Here is a 23,687-nt window from a genome sequence, read left to right on the forward strand (position 1 = left end):
TTTACAGCAGTTTTCATACAATTGAACTGTATATGTTGTAAAAGCACAACAATGCTGTACCTCTACTGTGTGGTGTATTTACCTGAAAATTGCTAATTTTATTAATTGGCTGTGATGGAGCGACGCTGAATAGCCCGCACTTCTCTACGAGACGCTGGGCGTAGCTTGCTTCCACAAAGTGGTACGGCATGGTTCGACTCCCTTCTCTACGAGAGGCTGCGCCAACGACTGCGCTCAGGGCAAGCCGCTCACCAGTCGCTCAGTGACCGTCGTAGATATCGCTCTAACAAAAACTGTAATACCAGTTATTATCTATAATGTTGATCGACAAAACTGCCAGATATGGGCTAAAAACTAGTCTGGAAGGTTCTTTTAGTGTGTTCAGGGGACTGGATCTATGATTAAGCTTGGTTTATTGGTACAGTCCCAGAATAACTCTTTGGGTATCGGAAAAGTTACGGAAATATCTGATACCAATGCAAACGTGGAGTATTTCTGCTCTATAGGCCAACGTCTCCAAAAAACTTTACCTTTAAGTTCGCTCTCTGAAGTCAAGCTCGAACCCCAGGCTCGATGCTATATCAAGTCCCAAACTCAGGATAAGTGGATAGTGGGCAGAGTTTTTATTTGGGATGATGATACAGAAATGTATCAAATTGATTTACCAGATAAAAAAACTGCGATCGCTTCTGTTGAAGATATTTACGTTCGGTGTAATCTACCAAATACAGACCCCATCCAAACTCTGGCGATGAAGGGTCACGAAACGCCCTATTTCCACGACAAAAGATTGGCTTTCGTGAAATCCTTGACTCAGCAACGCGCTGTGAGTCGCGGGATGACGGGACTGATTTCGGCAAATATTAATCTTTATCCTCACCAAGTTGAAGTAGTGCGGCGGGTACTAGAAGACCCAATTCAACGCTACTTGTTAGCAGATGAGGTGGGACTGGGAAAAACCATCGAAGCGGGTGCGATTCTGCGTCAATTTCTTCTCGATGAACCGAAAAAAAATGCGGTGGTATTAGTTCCGCAATATTTGCTCAAACAATGGCGAACTGAGTTAGAAAACAAGTTTTACATCTCCCATTTTGGCAAACGGGTAGCGGTGCTGGCGGTTGAAGATATCCATAAAATCAACCTGAAAGCAAGGATAGGCTGCTTAATTTTAGATGAAGCCCATCATATTGCAGCAATGGCAACCTCTAAGGATGCAACAGTGCGCCAGCGTTTTCAGACTTGCAAAGAACTGGCTCATAAAAGCGATCGCTTACTTTTATTATCTGCCACTCCTGTTCTCAATCACGAGCAGGATTTTCTGGCCATGTTGCACTTACTCGACCCAACAACTTATAAAATTGGCGATCTAGCAGGTTTCCGTGCCAAAGTTGAAAGCCGTCAGCAAATTGGTAAACTTCTGCTTTCTTTTAAAGAAGGTGCAGAACCAGAGGTTCTCAAAAGTAACTTGCAGCAATTGCGAAACCTCTTGGCTGAGGATAAGTATTTACTGAAACTGGCGGATGATTTAGAAAATTTACAAGCAAATTCTCCTGAACAAGAGCAAATCGTCCAAGCGATTCGCGTCCATGTCAGTGATATCTATCGACTACACCGCCGAATGCTTCGCAACCGTCGCGCTGCGGTGGAAGACGTGATATTTGACCGCAACTTTACACCAAAAGAAGAGTACGATTTAGACGAGCGATCGCTTGATATTCACGAACTCCTCAATCAATGGCGGAGTGTTGCTCCTGCTGACAAGCAATATCAGCGAGTTTTTCTGCTGTTATTTCTCGCTGCTGGTACTTGGTTAGGCATTTTAGAGCAGGTACTTACGGCGCGGTTAACTGCAAAACCTCATGTTAAACTCATCCAGGAGTTTAAAGAAGATGATATTCGCCTATTAACTACAACCCCCAAATTTTCAGGGGAAGAAGAGATTCTCCAATCCTTACTAAAAATTGTTCGTCAACCTCAAGAGGACGGACAACGGACGGAAAATTTGAAAACAGTGCTGTTGAATCAGCTAGGTACTTATTTCAAAATTCCCGCAAACGTTCGGAAGAATCAAAAGGAATTCATCACGAGAATACAGCAGAGAATTAAGAGACCAATTACTGGCGATATTCTGCCCAAATTTGTTGTATTTACCAGTTTTGTGCAAACTTGTGGCGAAATTGTCCGGTATTTATCTGATACCTTTGGTGCAGAGACAATAGCTAGCCATCAATTTGGAGAATCACCAGACAAAGTTGAGGAAGGCTTAAATCGGTTCAAGAATAACCCAAACTGCTTTATTTTAGTATGCGATCGCTCTGGAGAAGAAGGACGTAACCTCCAGTTTGCCGATTGGTTAATTCATTTTGACCTTCCTTGGTCGCCTAATCAATTAGAACAGAGAATTGGCAGACTTGACCGCATTGGCAGCAAAATTGGCATCCAATCTAGTGCCTTGATTGGCCCTTATTTGGAAGATAGTCCTCACAATGCTTGGTATAAAGTATTAAAAGATGGGTTTGGTATTTTCCAACAATCAATTGCCAGTCTACAGTTTTATGTGGATGAGAAACTCGCCGAATTAGAAACAGTTTTGTTTCAATCAGGTGCGGCTGGATTGTTAGAGATGGTTTCACCAATTCAAGCGCAAATTGAAGCGGAAATAGCCAAAATTAGCGAACAAAATGCTCTAGATGAAATTGATGCAAACGATGAAATTGCTACCGAGTATTTTCAAGAGCTAGATAATTACGATGCTCGTCATCTAGAAATGAAACGAGCAATTGAAGGCTGGATTTGTGACGCGCTGGGATTCAGAGGACTGAATAACCCCGATTCATCAGAGATGCGACGTTATCAACCGACAACGCGGACATTGGTGCCGATAAATGATTTAAAAGACCGTTTTGCTGAGAGTTATTTAGACCAATTTGGTACTTATAATCGCAGAGTAGCAAACCAAAATCCTGGTGTTAAACTCTTTCGAGTTGGGGAAGGATTTGTCGAAGCACTCTCGAACTATATCAACTGGGATGACCGAGGTGAAGCCTTTGCTCTGTGGCGCACTGATGCATCTTGGGACGCGAAAGAAGGGAAAGAGTGGTTCGGTTTCCAGTGCAATTATGTAGTCGAGGCAAATTTAAGAACTGCCAAACAAGTTTTACTAGATAACAAACTAGATAATTCTCAATTCAAAAATTTGCAGCGCCGCGTTGATGCTCTATTTCCACCAATTATAGAAACTATCTATGTTGATGGTCGCAAGCAGCCAATCCGGGTTGTTGAGGATAAAGCACTCTTAAGTATTCTGCAACGTCCATATAAAGATAAAAACAATAATCAAGGACGAGATTACAATCTAGCAAAAGAGCGCTTAGGAATTATTGACGATTTTGTTGACCCTAGTAAATGGCAAAATTTTTGCTATGAAATGCGTAACACTTCTGCGGAATTACTTTCAAATCGTCCCGATTTTATTGACTTATGTCAAAGTTGTGCTAAAGTCGCTGAAAAGAAATTAGCCAATAGAGTAGAACAATTACGACTACGTTTAAACCAGCAAAGTTGGGATAACGCATTAGCTGAAGAATTGAAGATAGAAACTGCTTTAAATGCAGCCATTCTAGAAGGAATTCGCCAGCCGCTTCTAAGGCTTGACTCTGTAGGTTTTATTGTAGTATCGGGGCGATCGCTTGTGCAATTTGAATGATATGGTGTGTGATTAATAGCTTTGGTAATTCTATTTGATTTCCAATAATTGAGAGATTGAAATCCCCGACTTATTTAAAAATTCGGGGATCTTTTTATTTTGGTGTTATTGATGGCATTGCTGTAAAAATATGTACAGCACGTTTCAAGTAGATGATGTACAAAGTGCAGGACTGCTAAAATTATGTTTTTATTGAAAATGAATAATGAACGAATAAGGTTTAGAAAAAACGCGACTATTAGACAGGGTGTAATCTATCGCAGTATCAAAGAATTCACAAACAAGAGGAGAACCTATGACTGATAAAAAGGTCGTGCTAGTAACAGGAGCATCATCTGGATTTGGGCTGTTAACTGCTCAAAAGCTCGCTCAAGAAGGTTACTGGGTCTTCGGTACCAGTCGTAAGGAATATCCAACTTTAGAAGATGTGGAAATGTTGACACTCGATGTTACCTCCGAGTCTTCAGTACAATCCTGTATCAAGCAGTTGCTCGCGCGGACTAATCGCATTGATTTATTGATTAACAATGCTGGACAAATTCATGCCAGCATGATTGAAGAAACTTCTTTAGAACAAGCCAAGGAGGTTTTTGAAACCAACTTTTGGGGTGTTGTCCGGGTTAACAATGCTGTTTTGCCAGTTATGAGACAGCAGCGTAGTGGGCATATTATTAATATCAGTTCAGTGGCGGGATTGATTGGCGCACCAGGTCAAGGTTTTTATAGTGCAAGTAAGTTTGCACTCGAAGGTTATAGTGAAGCATTGAGCGTGGAACTAGACCCTTTCAATATTAAAGTGTCTTTAATTGAGCCTGGTTACTTTAAGACCAACTTCAACCACGCCATGTTGTCACCTACATTGAATTACGCTGATTACGATAATGTACGCGATGTGATTCGCTCAACTGTTAGCCAAGCAATTGCACAAGGCGACGATCCGGAAAAAGTTGCACAGACGATTCTATTTGCTGCTCGTAGTCGGTCGCCACGATTACGCTATCGTGTTGGCAATGAGGCACAATGGTTGCCTCGCTTAAAAGCAATATTGCCAGATAACTTGTTTCGATTTGGTGCGCGCAAACGGTTGAATTTACCATAAATCATAGCCAAATCGACAACGCCCGATATCACACGCTTAAAGAAGGCGCTAGGGCTAAAGTTTTTGTCAAATCGGTAAGGAGAACGCGATCGCAGAGGTTAAACAATTCTGCCTCAGTAGAAGTGTGTCGCATCAATCGTAAAAAATGACCTTCAGTGTCAACACTCAGAGCAATGTAGTTGAGGAACATTTTTAGGTAGCCTACACGCGATCGCTCTGGCATAGTTGCTGCTGTGGGGGTTTGCCATAAACGATCGATATAGTTGCGTACTTCTGCTAAAGGAACGGGCGCGATCGGTTCTTTTCGCAAAGCTTGCCGAATTTGATTAAAAATCCAAGGATTCCCGATCGCCCAGCGTCCCACCATCACACCCGCCGCACCCGTTTGAGAAAGCACTTCAACAGCAGTTGTCGCCGAGTTAATATTGCCATTGGCAAGCACTGGACAATCAACTCGTCTAACGGCTTCAGCGATCAAATCATATTTAACTGCCCCGTGGTACATGTCTTTCACCGTGCGACCATGCAAACTCAGCAAATCAATGCTGTGGCGATTGATGATATCTAGAATTTTGTAAAAATTATCTGTATTTTCAAAGCCTACACGCATCTTGACGGTTAAAGGTCGATTGTTGACTGCTTGCCGCAGTTCTCCCAAAATCCGATCCACTTTTTCTGGTAAGAGCAGCAATCCACCCCCAACATTTTTGCGATAGATTCTGGGTGCTGGACAGCCCATATTCAAGTCAACTCCAGCGATATTATAATTGCAGAGTTCCTTTGCTGTTCTTACTAAGTCTGGAATGCTTTCGCCAATCATTTGAGCAAAAACGGGGCGACCTGTATCGTTTTCGGTGATTGCTACCAAAATGCTACGATTGAGCCGTGAGGTATCATTGACGCGGAAATATTCGGTGAAAAAATAGTCAGGGCTGCCGTAGTGGGCAATGACCTTCATAAACCAGAGGTTTGTCACATCCTGCATGGGAGCAAGAGCGGTGAGGGGTAGGTGTGGATAGAACGATTGGGGGAGCGATACCTGGGGCATAAAGATCAAGAGCGATCGACAAAGCATCACTGTTAAGTTATACCAATTTTAAAAATAATTACGACAGATGGATTAATAGAATCCAAACAGAGAAAGCGATTCTCAATCCAAAATGGTATTAATTGGTGTTATCGCACTAATGGGGAGGTTAAGTATACAAAACCTCCGAGAAAGCTAGTATCAGTAAATCGCAAAGTTTTGCTCAAGGGCGATCGCTCGAATCAGTTAGTTTGAGATTGAAAGTTTTAATGTGGGTACACTTAACGCTATGTCATCATATTTTTTTATTGAAGCTTCAATCCTAGAAATGACTATCTGCTCTCCAGTAAACCGTAGTAGCTCAACAGTATTGTCTTTAACTTTACTTGCACCTTCAGCAATAGCTTGGGCCATAAGATGAGTATGACCTGCACCAGAAAAAGAGATAATCACAACACTGGGCATAGGAGGTTTAGTTAAAATTTTGACTGAAACTGAACGATAAATATCATCAGGGCTACTGGCTTATAAAGTAAAGTAGTCAATCTTAAAGTCATGCAAATCCCAGCAGGTTTTTTCTGGAGCTAGAGCCGTCTACAGAAACTTAGAGCTGACCTATTACGTAACAAAACATAAAAATAGGTTTTGTTAGTCTCTAATTTGTTCTTCTCTGTTATTCTTCTAAAAGAAAATTCTTTTGCTCCAAGTCTTTCTCCTATTTATATTAACCAGGTATGTGTCTCAATGATGTAGTGATTGACCGTGCCAGCCCCAGTGATGTTACTGAAATCGTCAAGTTGGCCCAAGCCAATGACGCAGAACATGGTGGTATGTTGTTAGGTCATCTTGACCCAGAGGCTGTGATGATGACTATATCTACAATGCCGAGCGTTGTAGCGCGTAAAAATGGTCAAGTTGTAGGATTCTTACTCAGTTGGTCAAAGACAACTGCTAATCTACCAATTATAAAGGTGATGTTACAAGCCTATCCTGGTACAAAAGATGCTTACTTGTATGGCCCCATTTGTGTTGATGAAACTATGCGTAGGCAAGGTATTGCTGCGGTAATGTTTGCTAAGTTGAAAGATTTTCTACCAAAGCGGGAAGGAATACTGTTCATCAAGGCAAATAACAAAGCATCACTTCAAGCACATCAAAAGATGGGTATGTGCAAGATGGCAGAGTTCATCTATGAAGGCACTGAATTTTTGATATTTGCATATAATAGCTAACTACTTGATAGATTCTCTTTGAGTCTAAACTGAATGGCTAATCTGGATAATTGAAGTTATTTACTACTTGCTTAATCTGGAAAATGACACAAGAGTTATTAGCCAACAGCTAAGAAATTTATTTCATGACGGAAAATGGAGCTTGATGGTGTAAATTATTTGTCCATAAGTCTGTAATCTGCTTGTGTTGGAGTCCAAACCTCTATGCATTTACTCAAAGTATCAATTTTGACATTCTTAGTCACTACATTTTCATTTGTTCAACAAAGCCGTGCTGATACCAGTGCGCCACCCATTAAGAAACAGGTTCAGGAAGTAGCACAGTGGTTCACTGGTTTTTTTGATAATGCTCAACAGGTTGCTAATAGCCCCTCTGTGCCATTAATTACTATATCAAGTTGTAATGTACAACTGAATGGTACTAATCCTCTGGCTGAAACACAGAACGTTTATCTAGAGCAAGAAAGCCCAGGTTTTGAGCGGCTACGCCTTTATTCTTTTAATCAAGGAAATTCGGCTGTGAATCTAAGTATTAGCAGCTTTTTAAATGAAAATACTGTACGCGGGTTATGCAATCATTCTCAGTCTAGGCGACAGCTTAATATTAACAATGTTGAGAAGAACACCTGTAATCTGCAATTATTTTGGGAGCCGAACAGCTACATTGGGAACAACGCTCCCAATGGCTGTATAACAAATAATGGCTTCAAAGTGGTTTCTGATATAACTATTGAGCAAAGTAGCATCGACTCCTTAGACAAAATTTTTGACAAGAAAGGCAATTTACTTGTAGCCACACCCATTGAATTTCGTCGAGTTAATTCTGTTCCAGAACCCTCTGTCACATTCGGGTTACTGGCTTTGGGAATTTGGAGTACAAAAAATGCAATTTTAAATCGGCAAAAACAGAAATCAAAAAAGAATTAAATCTCTATTTAAAGTTAGTGATAGTAGGGCGACAAGGCTGTAAGCTTTAGCTGACTAAACATGAGCCGGAACGATTTAATTAGTGTCCAATAACTAAACATTCATTTTGTACTCTGGTAAGCATATCGTTAAAAGCAGGAGTATAACAACCATCTTTATCAACAACCCTACGGAGAGTATACTCACCAGCCCGAGAAAGTCCGCCGAACCAAACGTTCTTTCTGTGCCAAATATCTCCATTGAGAGAATTTTTGTCTTGGGACATTGTGAAACTGACAATTGATTTTGGAACTGATATTCCTAAAAAAACAGGTGTGACTTGAGCTTGTTGCAAAGTTTCATCTTCAAACTGAATTTTGTAACTTACTCTAAACCATTGAATTGAACGTAGTAATATCCAGCCAGCAATCGAGTCATGAAAAGTCCACTGTAACGGGGCAAATATCGGTAAAAGCAAAGTTCTATTCTCTATATCCCATTCTAAATTGTACATAGTAATGCAAGTATCTGGTAGTGGATTGCCATGCATAAAAAACACACCTTTAAGGACAGATGGTAAGTTTGTTTCTTTGATTGGAATCATCCAGGTTGCAATATTATTAAGTTGCTTTTTTTCAATTAATTCAGCCATATAATTTGTAATTATTTCCTTTCAGCTAAAATAATACCTAAATTTTTAACGAACCGAGTTAGAGAAAATCTGAGTAATCTTGTACTAGAAAAAGAGTAAAATCAACTCAAAAAACCAGAACAATTACCAACTTATAATTCCGCACGAGAAGTAAAGGATCACAGATGTGCATTAGTGTCAACTTAACGTGAAAGCCAGCCTAGAACAAGCTTTTAGATATTGTCTCGTTGTCTCGTTCCCCTGCTCCGACTGGGAATGCCGTTCTAGAGGCTCCGCCTCCCTTGCTGGCGGCAGAGCCGCAATTGAAGTGCATTTCCCCAGAGGCTGGAAACGAGATTTGAAAAGGCTTTCAGCTTAAGTTCACACTAATGACAACTGTGCGCCTCTACTGGAAGTCCCTTACTCACAGTCGTTGAGCAAAACCTTGTAGTACTAAATTATTAGGAGTAACGGCAGTCACTTTTTCAAAATCCCACTTGACTTCTGTAATTGAGTCCCATTGATAGTTGTGAAACAGATGTAAACAGAAAATTTTGATAAAGCCAATTGATAAAGATGTACCAGGACAGGCTCGTTCATGCCCTTCGCCATTCCAAGATAAGATATCTGAAAAATCCCGTGTTAGATCAAAATCATCTGGATTTTGGTATCTATTGGTATCCCGATTAGCTGTAAGAATAGAGCCAAGCAAGCGAGTACCTTTTTGGAATGGACATTTTTGTTTTCCAATCTCAACTTCACCCGCTTCAGTGGTGAGTTGGCTAACAAATCGCACAGGTGGATAGAGACGAGCCGTTTCTAAAATCACTTGATTGAGAAGTGTTAACTTTTCTAGAGCATCTGGATCTAAACTTTTCTTGCCATTCCAGACAGCATTTATTTCTGATACTACATCATTTCTAAGGGTATTATCTAAGCAGAGAACACCAATCACAGATCCCAAAAGCGCACTTGTGCCAGCAGTACCAGCGATATGAATCATATCGAAAAGGGTATTAGCAATTTGGTGTTCGTTCAACTGATACTGAGCGCCTGTTTCAAAGTAAGATGCCCATTTAGCTGATTGTTTATATCGGTTAGTTAAATATTGACGATGCCGAATTTTTGGCGCTGTTAATATTGCTAGCAGATACTTGCTGATAAAATTAGGCAAGGATGCAAGAGCCAAACCTTTAATGTAACTATCGGATGCTGCGATTTCTTTTTCAGATAAAGATATTTGAAAAACTAGTTGGTGCAAACTCGACAGCATAATTTTTGGCAAATCGTTGCCGATGTGTAATTTGTCTTGTTTAGCAGCTTCTAACAGGCTTTGCTCTACTAGATTCCCTAAAAAGTTTATCTGCCCTGACGGTTCCGGTAAGGCTTGTAAGATTACAGTACGTAGTCCTGTGTGTTCGTTACCGTTTGTTCCCAAGCTCAGAGGATTATCCAGCAGGTAGCTAGGAGCTAATATTCTGATGATGCCTAAATCATTTCCTCGCAGTTGGGGTTGGGTTTGCATTAGTTCTCTCACCTGCGAGTGAGAGGAATGCATAATTGCTTGGTCTACTGCAAAATACTTGTCTCCAATATTATCCTTACGGATGTAAAGAAAGTCCCGCCATGCATTGAGCATGATTGACGCATCCATGTAATAAAAAATCAAGCGGAGAAACTTGCCGATCGCAGTATCGTAACCTACTTTGGCTAGTATAGGTGCAAGCCAAAGCTGGCGATCGTGACCTTTGAGGACTTTATCTTTAAGTGTCATAGTATTTATTTTGAGTCATTTGTCATTGGTCATTGGTCATTTGTGCCTAAATCAAATATTGATGCTCTGAGGAATTTTAGAAGGAAGTAGATACTCATAGGGTGGACGGTGTAAATTACGTTGCTTGATGGTATCTTCTACCTGCTGAAGATTACTCTGGAATGCTTGTAGCAATGGTTTTACTTTTTGGTCTGTAAAGTACCCTTGCTGATAATCGCCCAGCTTGTTGTAGTACACAGACCCCAACAAGCTGAGTAGGTTGTATTGCCGTTGTGCCTGATCTAAGGGAGGGAGCAAATTGAGGTAGTCTTGCTCAGTAACTTCTCTTTTGAGAGTTGAGGCTGGTAAATAACCTGCCAATGGTATGGCTGCGGCGTAGCCCATAAAATCTTTTTGCGGAAAGTTAACCGCAGCGTGTTGGGCGCTGGCAGTGAAAATAATCAGCGTAGTGGCATCAATCAGGTAATTGAGCGTTTTGATGCCTCCATCTTCGCCAAAATCGGGGATGCGACCACCATCGTAAGCTGGGATTTCGGCTGCCCAGGCTTGCAAGGCTGTATCTTTCTGAATGTCTTCATCGGTAGGGTAGTAAAGGTTCAGGTAGTCTGAAACCCATTGATGAATGGCATCCCAGACTAATAGCGCATCATCTCGGTAAGGATAAATAGGCAAGAGGTTGGGATCGTCTACACCGCGCTGTTGGAATTGCTTAGGTAAGATGGCGCTGTTAAAACCATAGCTTTGCAAGCCTAGCACTGCTAAAACGCGAGAGTTATCGATCGATGATGAGAGTAATCTATCGACACCACCGCCTGGAGCTATGAGAATCCGTTGGGCGGCATCGTTAATTGCTAAGGTGCTGTCAAAATGCGGGCGCAACAGAATTCTTAGGGGATGGGTAAGTGGTAGTTGTCTTGCGGTGGCGATCGCAAAAACACCAACAAACAGGTGAGTTCTTGCTAGATGAGTAACAGCTTCGTGGTAATTGGCATCTGCTATTTGGACTATTGTTTTGGCAAAAAGCCAAGAGTATTTACCAGAGTTAGGGGTAACAATTGGATAATCTGGGCCTGGGGTTTGACCGCATTGAATGGCTATCGGACGCAATAAACGGGTGGGGTCTGAGCCTTTGGGTAAGGCAAATAGTGCTAGGGGAGCATAGAGATATTTTTGCTCGTGTGGGAATGTACCGTTGACCGCACCATCTAAAATTTTATAGTCAGCTAAGTAGAGCCTGCGTTCAAGTCCGGCTGCTGCTAATGAATCGTCACTTCCCATCACACCTTGGTAATGTTCGTCTGTGACTGGGAAGCGATCGCCTGGAGTAGTTACTTGCGCGATCGTGACGGGATTGTAGCCAGCCACTCGCATATAGGCAAATACTTCATCTTCTTGGTAAGTTTTAGCGATCGCTGGTACACCAATCACCGGAAACAAATTTTCGTAGTCCTTGAGACTGGTTGCATGTCCTGTAGGCTGGCCTTCATATAAAAGGTTAATTATCCTATTTAGGGCATCTCTGAGGATTACAAGTCCGTTTTCTTTCAGAATAGAATAAAAAAGATCGTCGAGTTCTCTAACATCCTTAGATATGCTTTTGAGCAAAAACTGAGGGATAATTTGCAGGATTCTTGCCAGAATAGTGATTTTTGCTGGTACTGCTCCCTTGAGAAAGGCTTCTAAAATAAACTTTTCGACATCATCACGAATCGATTTAGAACCTTGATTGCCTCTGTTGACAATCAAGGTATTGATAAACACAACTCGTAACTGCTGGGCTAATAAAAAATACCAGTTAGTAGCGAACTCTTCCGCAAGAGAAAGCCGATCCAGCATCGCAATAGATGGAATATGGACGTAGTTATATTGATACTCTTGCCTAGCTATATCTAAAGTATGAGTAATTGATGAGCTGATTGAATTTTCTGGTGATGAAGCAGTCATTGACCCTACTCATGTTTAGTACGGGGAACTTTAATAGTTTAAGATAAACAGGTTTGATTTACCTAAACGTATTATCGCAATCAAGTTTAAAATTACGATTTTTCTAAAGAAATTTTCTCGATTTTATCAACTCTTGAACCGCGCAATAAATATTTTAGGACTTACGCAAACTCTACGAACTCTTGGCGTTCTTGGCGTCTTGGTGGTTCGATCAATTAAGCTTTTTGGCTATTTTTGCATAAGTCCTGTGTTTAAAAAACTTCCAAGAAATATTTAGCAATACAAATAATATTTACCAAGATTTAGAAACAATTCTCAAATAAAACTTTCAGACTAAAGTATTGTGTTGGAGTTGACATTTGAACTACTGAAACAAGATCGGGAATACAACTATCAGATTCTTCCTCTGCTGCCGATGTCTCCAATGCTTCCTCTGCTTACACAGCAATAAAATATTTTTCTATTACCTTCCCTCTATCAAAAATCTATCTCTACCTCACTGCTTTTATCCTTCAAGAGTTAGAAGCAACGAATTTTGCTCCATGCAAAGCTATGAAGGCAAGTTCTCATACTGTGGCAAAAGGATAAATTTGTGGATATTAGCAGACGAAATTTACTGAAGGTAGTTTCTGCTTCTGGTTTAGGTGGAGCCGGGGTATTTGCTTTACAAGGTTTAACCAAACAGGTTTTAGCGCAAAATCAGTCTACCCCACTCCAGATTAAAAAAGGGGAAATGCTCTACAGGCAACTAGGACGTACCAAAGAACAAATATCTGTAATTGGTCTAGGTGGTCATCATATTGGTAGACCAAAAGATGAACAAGAGGGTATTAATCTGATCCGTACTGCTCTCGATCGCGGGATCAATTTTATGGACAATTGCTGGGATTACCATAATGGAGGTAGCGAAATTCGCATGGGTAAAGCTCTGCAAAATGGTTATCGTCAAAAAGCTTTTCTGATGACTAAAATCGACGGTCGCACAAAGGCGGCGGCGGCTAAACAAATTGATGAATCTTTAAAACGTTTGCAAACAGACCACATTGATTTGTTGCAGCATCATGAAGTTATTCGGATGGAAGACCCAGACAGGATTTTTGCCCCTGGTGGTGCGATGGAAGCAGTTGTGGAAGCACAAAAAGCTGGCAAGATTCGCTACATAGGCTTTACTGGACATAAAGACCCTTTAGTACACCTGAGAATGTTGGAAGTTGCCAATCAAAACAACTTCCGTTTTGATGCAGTACAGATGCCGTTAAATGTTATGGATGCCCATTTCCGCAGTTTTGAGAGGCAAGTTTTACCCAGACTGGTTGAAGACGGAATTGCTGTACTGGGGATGAAATCAATGGGCGACCAAAACATTCTCAAAAGCAATGTGGTCAAACCGATCGAATGTCTGCATTACGCGATGAATCTGCCAACTTCAACGGTGATTACAGGCATTGAAAGTATGCCCATCTTAAACCAGGCTTTCGAGGCAGTACGTACTTTTAAACCCATGAGTCAGGAACAAGTTAGAGCATTACTGAATCGGACTCGCCAAGCTGCTCTCAAAGGTCAGTATGAACTGTTTAAAACCACTAACCAATTTGATGGTACAGCCAAAAATCCTGAGTGGTTAGGATAAGTTTTTACTAGGGCGTGTTTGAAAACTAAGGATGAAAGCGATTTGGGCAGTTCACAGCAAATGGCACAAAACTGGTAGAGTTGCTGCAAAATCCAGAACTGAGCGATCGCGAGTTGGAAGTGTTGCGTCTGATGGAAGTACTCAAAAAATGTCATCATAGTTAAAGTGAAAACATTCTGGAGACAAGACAACGGTTTACGCACGCCCTTTAGCACGGTTAATTGAACAATTGCAACGCCTACCGGGAGTTGGCCCCAAAAGTGCCCAACGACTGGCTTTGCATATTTTGAAGCGACCAGAAGCAGAAGTAGAAGCTTTGGCACAAGCTTTAGTTGAGGCAAAAAAACAGATAGGCTTGTGTTCTGTTTGCTTTCACTTATCTGCTGAACCTGTTTGTGAAATTTGCCGCAATGCCAACCGTGACAACACCACTATCTGTGTTGTTGCAGATCCTCGCGATGTGATTGCGCTGGAAAAAACCCGCGAATACAAAGGCAAGTATCACGTTTTGGGCGGGGTGATTTCGCCAATTGATGGAATTGGCCCAGATCAATTGAATATACTAGCTTTGCAGCGCCGGGTGAGTCAGCAAAAACCTCAAGAAGTAATTCTGGCAATTAGTCCGAGTGTAGAAGGGGAGACAACAACCCTGTATATCGGTCAGCTATTGAAACCATTTACCAAAGTGACGCGGATTGCTTTTGGTTTACCTGTGGGTGGCGATTTGGAGTACGCAGACGAAGTAACTTTGGCAAGGGCGTTGGAAGGCCGTCGGGAGTTAGATTAAATTGTGTTGATTTTGCTGGTTAATCACTTTCTCGACTATTGACTGTACATAACATCCGATCGCAAGACGTACTTTCGCCCCTGGATAATAGTAGCGCCCTCATGTACTAGCTCGTGGACAAAACACAAAGCCATACCTGTTACTGGAAGCACAGCTAGATTAGATAAATCTATGTAGTATTCAGGAAGATAAAAGCGGGTTTCGCCGCCTTCAAACCCTTCATTCAGATAAATCATAAAAGTCAATAAGCTTTCCTCACCGTTAGTTCGGCGATAAGGACCATCATGGTGAGGTGCAAACCTCTGACCTGGATCGTAGCGATAGAAACGAAAACGCTCATTCAGCCCAACTGGATGCCATCTACCAATGGTCTTGGGGATATAATTTGACACACGCTGCCATAAATCAAAAGCACGCTCCCGGTCATCTAGAATAACGCGCTGATTATTGCGGATGTCGGGACGCATTTGAAAACCTCGGTGGGTAGTAATAGGAGCATCTGTATAGCCGATGTTTTCTGTTAAAGTAATATACTCAGCGCATTCTGCTGGCGAAAGAATATTTTCCAGCGTAAAAATTTGGTTGCGAAGCAAATCTTTCTTGGTCATGGTTAAGCCGATTGAGATTTAAGCCTGATGATAATGTATTCCTTATAACTCAATACGGTTCAGTTGAGCCTAAAATCTAATGAACAGAAATAGAGTTTTAGCGGTGATTTGACCCTAGCAATTCTGTAATTGAGGTGAGTAATTCAGTTGGTTGTACTGGTTTAGCAATGTGTTTCTGAAAACCAGCCGCTAAAACTCGATCGCGATCGCTTTCTCCAGCATAGGCGGTAAGAGCGATCGCCGGAATTTCCCCACCCTCCTCTTTGGGCATGGCTCTAAGCATCTTAATCAAGCTGTAGCCATCCATTTCTGGCATTCCTAAATCACTGATTAATAAATTAGGTACAGCTTGTGCTATAATTATAAGCGCCTCTTTTACCGATGCTACGGCAGTTATCAACGCCCCATTTTGTTGTAGCAAGAAGTGCAAAAACTCTCGTGTGTCAACATCGTCATCGACAATTAATACCCGTAGTCCACGCAGAACTGACGAGTTAAATTTCTCCCCTACTCCTCCTGCTTTCTCTGCACCCTCAGTTTCCTTCATCACGGGCAATCTGACAGTAAAAACTGCTCCCTGTCCAATTCCTGGACTGGCTGCTTTTACAGTACCACCATGCAACTCTACTAAGTGACGAACTATTGCCAATCCCAGTCCCAGTCCGCCGAATGTCCTGGTTGTACTGCTATCCGCTTGACGAAAATATTCAAATACGTGGGGTAGAAACTCTGGGGAAATACCTTGACCTGTATCTTTAACTTGAATTAGTGCAGAGTGGGAAGTGAATTCGCGACTCAATGACAAGCTAACTTCCACCGAACCACGAGAGGGAGTAAACTTGACTGCGTTCGAGAGTAAATTCCCTACAACTTGCTGTAAGCGATTATAATCGCCTAACACTAACACTTTACCAACATTGGGATCGAGCTGTACTTTAATCTGGATAGATTTGGTTTCGGCGCTTAACCGGACTGTTTCTAATGCAGCATCAATTACAGCTACCAGGTTAACAGTGGCAAAAGTCAGGTTCAACTTACCGCGAATAATTCGGGAGACATCCAGCAACTCATCAATTAATTGAATCTGCAATTGAGCATTTCTTTCGATGGTTTCTAAAGCCCGATTTGTAGTCACTTCATCAAATTTGCGGCTTTTGAGTAGCGATGACCACCCTAAAATCGGGTTGAGGGGCGATCGCAATTCGTGGGAGAGAATAGCGAGAAACTCATCTTTATTCCGGTTTGCCTGTTTGAGTTCTTCTGCTTGTTGCCTGAGTGCTTTTTCTAATTGTTTCCTGGGGGTTAAGTCAAGAATAAAACAGATCCAAGATGCGGGATCTTTCTCCACCAAGGCACCACCAATTAGTATCGGAATGCGGGAACCATCCTTACGAATGTATTCTTTTTCAAAAGGAGTACATATCCCAACCGTTAAAAGTTGTTCTAGCCCCTGCCGATCGAGAGCATGATATTCAGGTGGCGTGATATCTTGTCTGCGTATCTTACTCGCTAAAAGTTCTTCTCGTGTATAACCCACCATTTCTAAAAAAGCCTCGTTCGCCTCAGTAATGTAATCAGGAGTAGCGAACATAATGCCAATAATGTTGGAATCAACTAAGCGCCTTAATTGAGTTTCACGCTGGCGTAAATCATTTTCTACCTGTTTGCGTTGGGTAATATCTTGGGTAGTACCCATCATCCGTACTGGCTTACCCTCAGCATCATAAAAGACGCGACCTTTAGCAGAAATCCAATGAATACTACCATCAGCCCAAAGGGTGCGGTATTCAATATCACAGTCAACCTGTTCTTTAAGAGAGCGGGCGATCGCTTCATGAATGCATTGGCGGTCTTCTGGATGTACACAGTTAAGGAAAATCTCAAAGTCGATTTCGGCTTCTAGGGACACTCCAAACAGCTGCCGACATTTGTCTGTCCAAATTACCTCGTTGGTGGTGATATTCCAAAACCACATACCCAGTTCAGCAGCATTAGTGGCTAACCGAATCCGTTCTTCACTTTCGCGCAGATTTGTTTCAATTTTTTGACGTTCGCATAGAGCAGCTTGCTGTTCGCTAATATCAGTACTCGCACCAACTACCCTAACGACCTGAGCATTTTCATCCCGGACTGCAAACCCCCGATCTTCTACCCACAAATAGCGACCATCCTGGTGACGCACGCGATACTCAATCCGATAACGGTTTCCATTGGCCATACTAGCCATGAATTGCTCGTTAACTCTTTGTTGGTCATCGGGATGGATGCGTTCTTGCCACCATTGGAAAGTAGGTTCCGTTTCTTGTTGGGTGTAGCCAAAAACCTGGGTTAGACCTTGAGTTCTTTCCACAGTATTTCTGCCAATCTCCCAGTCATAGATTAGGCAATTAACCGCCGCTGCTGCTAGCTCAAACCTTTCATTACTTTGCCGCAAGGAAATTTCTATGTGTCGTCGCTCTGTAATATCAAAAGCGATCCCCAAAAGATATTGCGCCAATCCATCAACAGTTCTGCTATACACAGTGTCATAGCTACAAAACCAGCGCCATTCTCCATTAGCGTGTAGAATTCGGTATTCAAAGCTGAGAACTTCGCCCTGATAAGTAGAATTAAATTGTTCAAGATAGCTAGGGAGTCGAGCCAAATCTTCAGGGTGTAGAAGTTGGGTAAATAACTCCTTTCCCATCGCCTGGATTTCTGCTGGTGTGTAGCCCCAACCTTGAGCAATTTCGTAATTAACGTAAGCATTTCGCTGCTCAATTAGGTCATAAATGTAGATTATCCCTGGAAGAGTGCCAGCAATTTGTTGAAACAGACGTTGACTATCCCACAATGCCTGAAATTCATCTGCATCAAGTTGTTGAGTATTTTGTTCGCAACTACAGTCATCCTCGAACTGGGCATACTTAGATGCCGTAATATCTGAAAAAGTTGTCACGATCGCATACAAATTGCTTGCTTCAGTTTGAAACAGAGGTTGCGAGGAAAACAAGAGCCAGACTAGCTCACCATTTGGCTTATAAAAGCCACATATCACATTTAAACAAGGTTTACCTGTATTTTGAGTAACGCTCGTAGGATGAGCTTTACTGAGTAAAGGAGAGCTATCTTCATGAATAAACTGCCACTTGGGATCGAGCAAATTTTGCCCCACAAGCTGTTCTGCGCTCAGTCCCAAAATGCGATCGCTAGCGGCATTGCAAGCCTGGATAGTGCCATCAAGTAACTGAAGCACCATTCCTTCTTCTTGACTGGCGACTAGCGAAGATTTTGCCTTTTTACTAACTTGCCGATGCAGCAGCTTGTGATTAGCCAGCTGGTTGTGGAACTTTTCCGCGTCTGGCATTCTAAAAAGTTAAATAATTTTAAAGTTAATCTCAGATTGAGCGGCTCATACTTACATAAATTCTAGGGCAATTTCTTCCAACTTGAACCAGAAGCTGCGAAACAGTGCTGAGTGCTGAGTATACGAGTGCTGAGTAAAAAAAGTAATAATCGCACTCAGCACGGGCTAAACGCCCCGCTATCGCTAACAGCACTCTTAAATCTTATAGACTTAGAGAACTTACACAGAAAATTAAACTCATTACTCATTACTCATTACTCATTACTCAGCACTCTTAAATCAACCCCCAACATGAATACCAGGTCGCATTTCGGGATTCTTTTCAGCTCGCCGCAGTACTTCACGGGTAACTACAGCGATGTCACCTTCGCCAAACAAGATAAAACGCAATAGGTATTGTATGGGATTTCCCTCAACCCAGCCGAAGTAAGCATGGGGAATCTTACCTGTTTGGTCGCGAATGTAAAGTAGTAAAGCTGCGATCGCATTTGGTACTGCTGCACTTTCAGCCCGGAGGATGCGATAATCACCAACTTGCACCCCTTTTACTTTAATCACATCTGCAAATTCCGAAGCATCGGATACATGAATTTCTAGAAACAGAATTGGATCGTTGAGTGGAATATGGTTGTCTTCGCGTACCTCTTTCTCTTTCATAAAATACTCTAGGACATCGCCCGTATTCAAGCGATTTGCAATCAGTCGTATTGTTCCCTGGCTATCTTCGGCAAAGAATTGCCTAGCAAGTTCGTCAACTTCAATCCGCTCTGCTCGCAGTTCTGTTGAACGCCAAACACGAGAAACCAGCGAGGTAAAAATGATCGCACCGATGAAAAACCCAGCAATCCTAATCCCTTCTGGTCTTTCGATGATATTAACAATGGTGGTATATACAAATAACAGTGTAATGATGCCAAAAACTAGTCTGGCCCGCTTCTGTTGGTGACGGTGGGCTGATAAGGTGACGGCAAAGGCGGCTGAGGTGATCAACACCAGCACACCAGTTGCGTAAGCCCCACCTTGGGCTTCTACACTTGCTTTGAAGATAATTGTGACAACAAAAGCGATCGCTGTGTAGACTAACACCAAAGGTCGGGTTACTCGTGCCCAATTGGGTGCCATGCCATAGCGTGGTAGGTAGCGAGGCACGATATTTAACAGCCCTGCCATTGCAGATGCACCTGCAAACCACAAAATAGAAATAGTACTTAAATCGTAAATTGTGCCAAAGCCATTGCCTAAATATAGATGTGCTAAATAAGCAAGGGCCCGTCCGTTAGCTTTGCCTCCCGATGCAAATTCTGCGGCTGGAATCAGTAGAGTGGTTATAAAACTGGTGGTAAGCAAAAAGAAGCTCATAATCAGAGCAGCAGTGGTGAGCAACTTGCGTGTATTCCGAATCCGCCCTTTGGTATGCTGCGAAGTGCTGTTACTGCTACCTTTAACCAGGGGCATAACGGTAACACCAGTCTCAAAACCTGACAAACCCAGCGCGAGTTTGGGGAAGATGATGAGAGAGATGCCGATTAGCATCAAAGGATTGGAATGGCGTGCAAAAAGTGCAGTTTGCCAATTCGGGATCGTTTCTGTGTGATTTAATATCTGATACACACCAACGCCAACGACAATGAAGTTTAACAGCAGATAAGCTCCCACCAAAACTACTGCAATCCCAATGGCTTCTCGGAAACCTCTCAGGAAGACTGCACCTAGTAATGCAACTAATATCAGGGTAACTGCGATCGTTTGATTGTGAAGCCAATTTGGTGTCAGCGGATTTTCGATGATATGGGCTGTGGCATCAGCTGCTGACAAGGTAATGGTAATAATAAAGTCAGTTGCCACAAAGCCAAGTAAGCACAGTACAAGTAATTTGCCTTGCCACCAGGGAAGTAAACGCTCTAACATTGCGATCGACCCTTCACCATGAGGGCTTTCGGCAGCAATGCGCCGATAGATTGGCAATGCTCCAAAGAGCGTCAGCAAAACCAGAATCAGAGTAGCTATAGGAGAAAGAGCGCCAGCCGCCAGTGCTGCAATCCCAGGTTGATAACCAAGGGTAGAGAAATAATCTACACCAGTCAAGCACATCACCTGCCACCAAGAATGCTGGCGATGTACTTCTTCCTTGCGGTAAGGCCCTTTTTTTTCTCGTCGGTCTTCTTCAAGCAACCAATGGATTAACTGGCTGCCGAGCCGTTTTGTTGAAACAATTGATTTAGCCATCAAATACAGTTATGTTGCAAAAGTCGGCTTTGTGATTTTTTTAAGCCTTCGTGGTTTATTAAAATTTTTAACTACAAAGGTATAGCACTATTATTGTATGTTAAGCATCCTGTCCAATTTACAAAATATATAGTAGCTGCTCGTAGTCGTCTACCAAATCGAGATCGGTTGCAGGTTTTGGTATAGGAATAATCAATACTGCAACCGTATATTTTGGGATTAAAGCTTTTGCACTCTAAGCACCTTTAAGCCGTATAAATTATAAAAAACGACGCTGCTAAATAAGGTATGTACGCAATCAACAAATCAGCCCTAAAATAAAAGTCACTTTTAGTTATATGATATTTGTGTAAATGACCATAAAATAATTAGCCTGCTAATCTATAACTCTGTTTGTGTAGCCGCAGACTTTAATTTGATGGAATTATAGGCATATAGTCGTACAGAATATACAGGCGATCTGTTAGGTAGGCTCGTAGCATCACGCGAACCCATCGGCACTAACTACACTAATTCAGATGTTTGACAATATCTGCAAATTTTTAGTTGAGAACTTCTCCAGTGACTTCGCTAGATGGTTATTAGGGGAATCTATTAATTTAACAGAACTAAGTCCAAAAGAATTATCTCTTGAACCCATTCGTGCTGATGCCCTAATTCTGTTGCAGTCAGAGCAAAGCATATTGCATTTGGAATTTCAAACCCAAGTCGATGCGGAAATTCCTTTTCGGATGATTGACTATCGGTTGCGAGTATATCGCCGCTTTCCAGACAAAGCAATGCATCAAGTCGTCATTTACCTCAAGCAGACAAATTCAAATTTAGTGCAACAAAATACATTTACAATTGCTGGAACACGACATGAATTTGCAGTTATCAGACTTTGGGAACAACCAACTGAAGTATTTTTGAGAACACCTGGACTTTTACCTTTGGCGGTCTTAAGCAATACAATCGATCCAGAAGTCATACTTAACGAAGTGGCACGGGAAATTAATGGTATTACAGAATCTAGAACTCAAAGTAATATTGCTGCTTCTACAGCGATTTTAGCTGGTTTAGTATTAGATAAAGAGGTTATTAAACGAGTTTTGAGGTCAGATATTATGCGCGAGTCAGCGATTTATCAAGACATTCTACAAGAAGGTAAAGCTGAAGGTAAGGCTGAAGGTAAGGCTGAAGCGTTACTTGAAGTGGCAAGAAATCTATTTAGTACTGGTATGCCATTAGAACAGATCGGCAGGGTGACAGGGTTATCAATTGAGCAGTTACAGTATTTACAGGCAAGTGAGTCTCGTGATTTCAATCAATAAATAATCGGTGCAGTCAACCTGCACCGATTACCAAGTATCACTCGAATTAAACAAACATCCCATTGTTTCACGCCAATGCTGAAGCTTGGGGTTTGGCAAAAATCATTCTTCCTGCTGTAGTTTGTAAAGCACTGGTGACTACTACTCGCAGTTCACCACCCACATAGCTGCTACCTTCTTCAACAACTACCATTGTGCCGTCATCGAGATAGCCTATGCCTTGACTGGGTTCTTTGCCTTCCTTGAGGATTTTTAAATCCAGGTTGTCGCCAGGTAAATAACTGGGACGGACGGCATTCACTAAATCATTCACATTCAAAACAGGTACTTTTTGAACACTGGCGACTTTAGACAAGTTGTAGTCGTTGGTTAGCAGTGTACCGCTAATTTCTTGGGCGAAGCGTACTAACTTGGCATCCACTGTGGGAATATCTTCGTAGTCAACTGCATTAATCAGGATGCGATCGGGATAATCTTCTTTAATACGGTTGAGAATTTCTAGTCCTCTCCTTCCCCGCACCCGCTTTTGGTCTTTGCTAGCATCCGCTACTTGTTGGAGTTCTTGCAAAACAAACTGCGGTACGAGAATTTGCCCTTCTAAAAACCCTGTTTCTAGTAAGGCTTCAATACGACCATCAATAATACAGCTAGTATCTAAAACTTTGGTATTGGCTGGTTTTAATGTTCCTTCCACTACCATCGATTCAACAGTGTTGGGATTAATGAACCGCAATAAGCCTCGCCCGTGGGTGTCTGCCAAATTCATGCCAGTAACGGAGAGGATAATACTACCGACAACTGCCACCAATGGCTTAATAAATCCAAAATCTGCCGGGATCGGGAGCAAAAATAGTGGGGCTAGCATTAGGTTGGCTAGTAATAGCCCAATCACTAAGCCGATCGCACGAGTTAAAATCACTTCCAGAGGCATTTCTTTGACTTGTGATTCTAGGCGACGATATGTCGTCTGGAAACTCAGCCCGATCGCACCACCAATAATAGCGGCAAAGACGGCAACAATTAAGCGTAAAGCTTCTAGATTCGTTACCTGATCTAGCGTCCCATTGGGTAGTAGTTCAATGCTGTAGAACCCTATTCCCGACGCTGCTAAGATAAATGAGAAAATAATAATGGCGTCAAGCATGGTTGTCTTGTTTTCCTGCAACTGTGTTAACCGATAAAGTTAAGTATTTTTTATTTCATCGGTAAGATAAACTCATCAATATTGACTTACACTAAGGGTTTAGGCTGACAATATCTGCAATTATTATAACCAAAGGCTTTTATCTTAATATTTTTCATTGTTTTGTTGTAAAAAGACAAAAACTTGTAAATAAACTAATTAATTTGTAAGAATTCAGAATCCAGAATCCAGAAGTCAGAATTAAGAAGACTTTGATACACAAACTTAATAATTTTAATAAAATCAAGAAGTTATTACACGCTTGATTTTACAAT

Annotated in this window: 17 protein-coding genes; 8 read left to right on the forward strand and 9 right to left on the reverse strand. The window is 41.8% G+C overall.

Going from position 1 to position 23,687, the window contains the following annotated elements:
* Positions 1-397: 397 nt before the first annotated feature.
* Both dpdE and AC1F2U_RS18665 read left to right on the forward strand, forming a co-directional pair.
* Positions 398-3,706 carry a protein DpdE gene (gene dpdE / locus AC1F2U_RS18660; RefSeq protein ID WP_480262452.1) on the forward strand — a complete coding sequence of 1,103 codons (3,309 nt, stop codon included), beginning with the start codon at positions 398-400 and terminating at the stop codon, positions 3,704-3,706.
* A gap of 295 nt (positions 3,707-4,001) precedes the next feature.
* Positions 4,002-4,805 (forward strand): SDR family NAD(P)-dependent oxidoreductase, encoded by an 804-nt coding sequence (locus AC1F2U_RS18665; protein WP_480262453.1) that lies wholly within the window; start codon positions 4,002-4,004, stop codon positions 4,803-4,805.
* A gap of 28 nt (positions 4,806-4,833) precedes the next feature.
* Here the strand turns inward: AC1F2U_RS18665 and AC1F2U_RS18670 are convergent, their stop codons facing one another.
* Complete coding sequence (locus tag AC1F2U_RS18670; RefSeq protein ID WP_480262454.1) at positions 4,834-5,853, reverse strand: tRNA-dihydrouridine synthase family protein; 1,020 nt, start codon at positions 5,851-5,853, stop codon at positions 4,834-4,836.
* Between the two features lie 225 nt (positions 5,854-6,078).
* On the reverse strand, positions 6,079-6,297 hold the full coding sequence (locus tag AC1F2U_RS18675) for a hypothetical protein (RefSeq protein ID WP_480262455.1): 219 nt from the start codon (positions 6,295-6,297) through the stop codon (positions 6,079-6,081).
* A 269-nt stretch (positions 6,298-6,566) separates the two neighbouring features.
* On the opposite strand from AC1F2U_RS18675, the gene AC1F2U_RS18680 reads away from it, so the two are divergent.
* Both AC1F2U_RS18680 and AC1F2U_RS18685 read left to right on the forward strand, forming a co-directional pair.
* Positions 6,567-7,064 carry an N-acetyltransferase family protein gene (locus AC1F2U_RS18680; RefSeq protein WP_480262456.1) on the forward strand — a complete coding sequence of 166 codons (498 nt, stop codon included), beginning with the start codon at positions 6,567-6,569 and terminating at the stop codon, positions 7,062-7,064.
* 204 nt (positions 7,065-7,268) lie between these two features.
* On the forward strand, positions 7,269-7,991 hold the full coding sequence (locus AC1F2U_RS18685; RefSeq protein WP_480262457.1) for a chromophore lyase CpcT/CpeT: 723 nt from the start codon (positions 7,269-7,271) through the stop codon (positions 7,989-7,991).
* A 79-nt stretch (positions 7,992-8,070) separates the two neighbouring features.
* On the opposite strand, the gene AC1F2U_RS18690 is transcribed toward AC1F2U_RS18685, so the two are convergent.
* The 3 genes from AC1F2U_RS18690 to AC1F2U_RS18700 all read right to left on the reverse strand — a co-directional run bounded on the left by AC1F2U_RS18690 (position 8,071) and on the right by AC1F2U_RS18700 (position 12,319).
* Entirely contained in the window at positions 8,071-8,622 is a 552-nt protein-coding gene (locus AC1F2U_RS18690) for a hypothetical protein (protein ID WP_480262458.1), read from the reverse strand.
* Positions 8,623-9,025: 403 nt separating this feature from the next.
* On the reverse strand, positions 9,026-10,375 hold the full coding sequence (locus tag AC1F2U_RS18695; protein ID WP_480262459.1) for a cytochrome P450: 1,350 nt from the start codon (positions 10,373-10,375) through the stop codon (positions 9,026-9,028).
* A gap of 51 nt (positions 10,376-10,426) precedes the next feature.
* Positions 10,427-12,319: a lipoxygenase family protein gene (locus AC1F2U_RS18700; RefSeq protein WP_480262460.1), complete on the reverse strand. Its 1,893-nt coding sequence runs from the start codon at positions 12,317-12,319 to the stop codon at positions 10,427-10,429.
* Between the two features lie 592 nt (positions 12,320-12,911).
* Here AC1F2U_RS18700 and AC1F2U_RS18705 point away from each other — a divergent pair.
* From AC1F2U_RS18705 to recR, 3 genes are all read left to right on the forward strand, one after another.
* Complete coding sequence (locus tag AC1F2U_RS18705; RefSeq protein ID WP_480262461.1) at positions 12,912-13,949, forward strand: aldo/keto reductase; 1,038 nt, start codon at positions 12,912-12,914, stop codon at positions 13,947-13,949.
* A gap of 31 nt (positions 13,950-13,980) precedes the next feature.
* Positions 13,981-14,109 (forward strand): hypothetical protein, encoded by a 129-nt coding sequence (locus AC1F2U_RS18710; RefSeq protein ID WP_480262462.1) that lies wholly within the window; start codon positions 13,981-13,983, stop codon positions 14,107-14,109.
* 69 nt (positions 14,110-14,178) lie between these two features.
* Positions 14,179-14,736 (forward strand): recombination mediator RecR, encoded by a 558-nt coding sequence (recR, locus tag AC1F2U_RS18715; protein ID WP_480262463.1) that lies wholly within the window; start codon positions 14,179-14,181, stop codon positions 14,734-14,736.
* A gap of 35 nt (positions 14,737-14,771) precedes the next feature.
* Here recR and AC1F2U_RS18720 read toward each other — a convergent pair whose 3' ends face one another.
* The 3 genes from AC1F2U_RS18720 to AC1F2U_RS18730 all read right to left on the reverse strand — a co-directional run bounded on the left by AC1F2U_RS18720 (position 14,772) and on the right by AC1F2U_RS18730 (position 20,916).
* Positions 14,772-15,344, reverse strand: a complete 573-nt coding sequence (locus tag AC1F2U_RS18720) for a prolyl hydroxylase family protein (RefSeq protein WP_480262464.1) — start codon at positions 15,342-15,344, stop codon at positions 14,772-14,774.
* A 97-nt stretch (positions 15,345-15,441) separates the two neighbouring features.
* Positions 15,442-18,690, reverse strand: a complete 3,249-nt coding sequence (locus AC1F2U_RS18725; RefSeq protein WP_480262465.1) for a hybrid sensor histidine kinase/response regulator — start codon at positions 18,688-18,690, stop codon at positions 15,442-15,444.
* A gap of 279 nt (positions 18,691-18,969) precedes the next feature.
* Entirely contained in the window at positions 18,970-20,916 is a 1,947-nt protein-coding gene (locus tag AC1F2U_RS18730) for an APC family permease (protein ID WP_480262466.1), read from the reverse strand.
* 518 nt (positions 20,917-21,434) lie between these two features.
* On the opposite strand from AC1F2U_RS18730, the gene AC1F2U_RS18735 reads away from it, so the two are divergent.
* Positions 21,435-22,229: an Rpn family recombination-promoting nuclease/putative transposase gene (locus AC1F2U_RS18735; RefSeq protein WP_480262467.1), complete on the forward strand. Its 795-nt coding sequence runs from the start codon at positions 21,435-21,437 to the stop codon at positions 22,227-22,229.
* Positions 22,230-22,296: 67 nt separating this feature from the next.
* Here the strand turns inward: AC1F2U_RS18735 and AC1F2U_RS18740 are convergent, their stop codons facing one another.
* A complete protein-coding gene (locus AC1F2U_RS18740; protein WP_480262468.1) occupies positions 22,297-23,373 on the reverse strand; it encodes a PIN/TRAM domain-containing protein in 1,077 nt (358 codons plus the stop codon).
* Positions 23,374-23,687 lie beyond the last annotated feature (314 nt).

The sequence above is a fragment of the Nostoc sp. LEGE 12454 genome, assembly GCF_056620565.1.

Coding starts and splice junctions, on each gene's coding strand:
- AC1F2U_RS18735 (WP_480262467.1), top strand. CDS start 21,435: ATGTTTGACAATATCTGCAAATTTTTAGTTGAGAACTTCTCCAGTGAC.
- AC1F2U_RS18665 (WP_480262453.1), top strand. CDS start 4,002: ATGACTGATAAAAAGGTCGTGCTAGTAACAGGAGCATCATCTGGATTT.
- AC1F2U_RS18680 (WP_480262456.1), top strand. CDS start 6,567: ATGTGTCTCAATGATGTAGTGATTGACCGTGCCAGCCCCAGTGATGTT.
- AC1F2U_RS18710 (WP_480262462.1), top strand. CDS start 13,981: ATGAAAGCGATTTGGGCAGTTCACAGCAAATGGCACAAAACTGGTAGA.
- AC1F2U_RS18720 (WP_480262464.1), bottom strand. CDS start 15,344: ATGACCAAGAAAGATTTGCTTCGCAACCAAATTTTTACGCTGGAAAAT.
- AC1F2U_RS18670 (WP_480262454.1), bottom strand. CDS start 5,853: ATGCCCCAGGTATCGCTCCCCCAATCGTTCTATCCACACCTACCCCTC.
- AC1F2U_RS18730 (WP_480262466.1), bottom strand. CDS start 20,916: ATGGCTAAATCAATTGTTTCAACAAAACGGCTCGGCAGCCAGTTAATC.
- AC1F2U_RS18675 (WP_480262455.1), bottom strand. CDS start 6,297: ATGCCCAGTGTTGTGATTATCTCTTTTTCTGGTGCAGGTCATACTCAT.
- AC1F2U_RS18685 (WP_480262457.1), top strand. CDS start 7,269: ATGCATTTACTCAAAGTATCAATTTTGACATTCTTAGTCACTACATTT.
- AC1F2U_RS18690 (WP_480262458.1), bottom strand. CDS start 8,622: ATGGCTGAATTAATTGAAAAAAAGCAACTTAATAATATTGCAACCTGG.
- AC1F2U_RS18740 (WP_480262468.1), bottom strand. CDS start 23,373: ATGCTTGACGCCATTATTATTTTCTCATTTATCTTAGCAGCGTCGGGA.
- dpdE (WP_480262452.1), top strand. CDS start 398: ATGATTAAGCTTGGTTTATTGGTACAGTCCCAGAATAACTCTTTGGGT.
- AC1F2U_RS18725 (WP_480262465.1), bottom strand. CDS start 18,690: ATGCCAGACGCGGAAAAGTTCCACAACCAGCTGGCTAATCACAAGCTG.
- AC1F2U_RS18700 (WP_480262460.1), bottom strand. CDS start 12,319: ATGACTGCTTCATCACCAGAAAATTCAATCAGCTCATCAATTACTCAT.
- AC1F2U_RS18695 (WP_480262459.1), bottom strand. CDS start 10,375: ATGACACTTAAAGATAAAGTCCTCAAAGGTCACGATCGCCAGCTTTGG.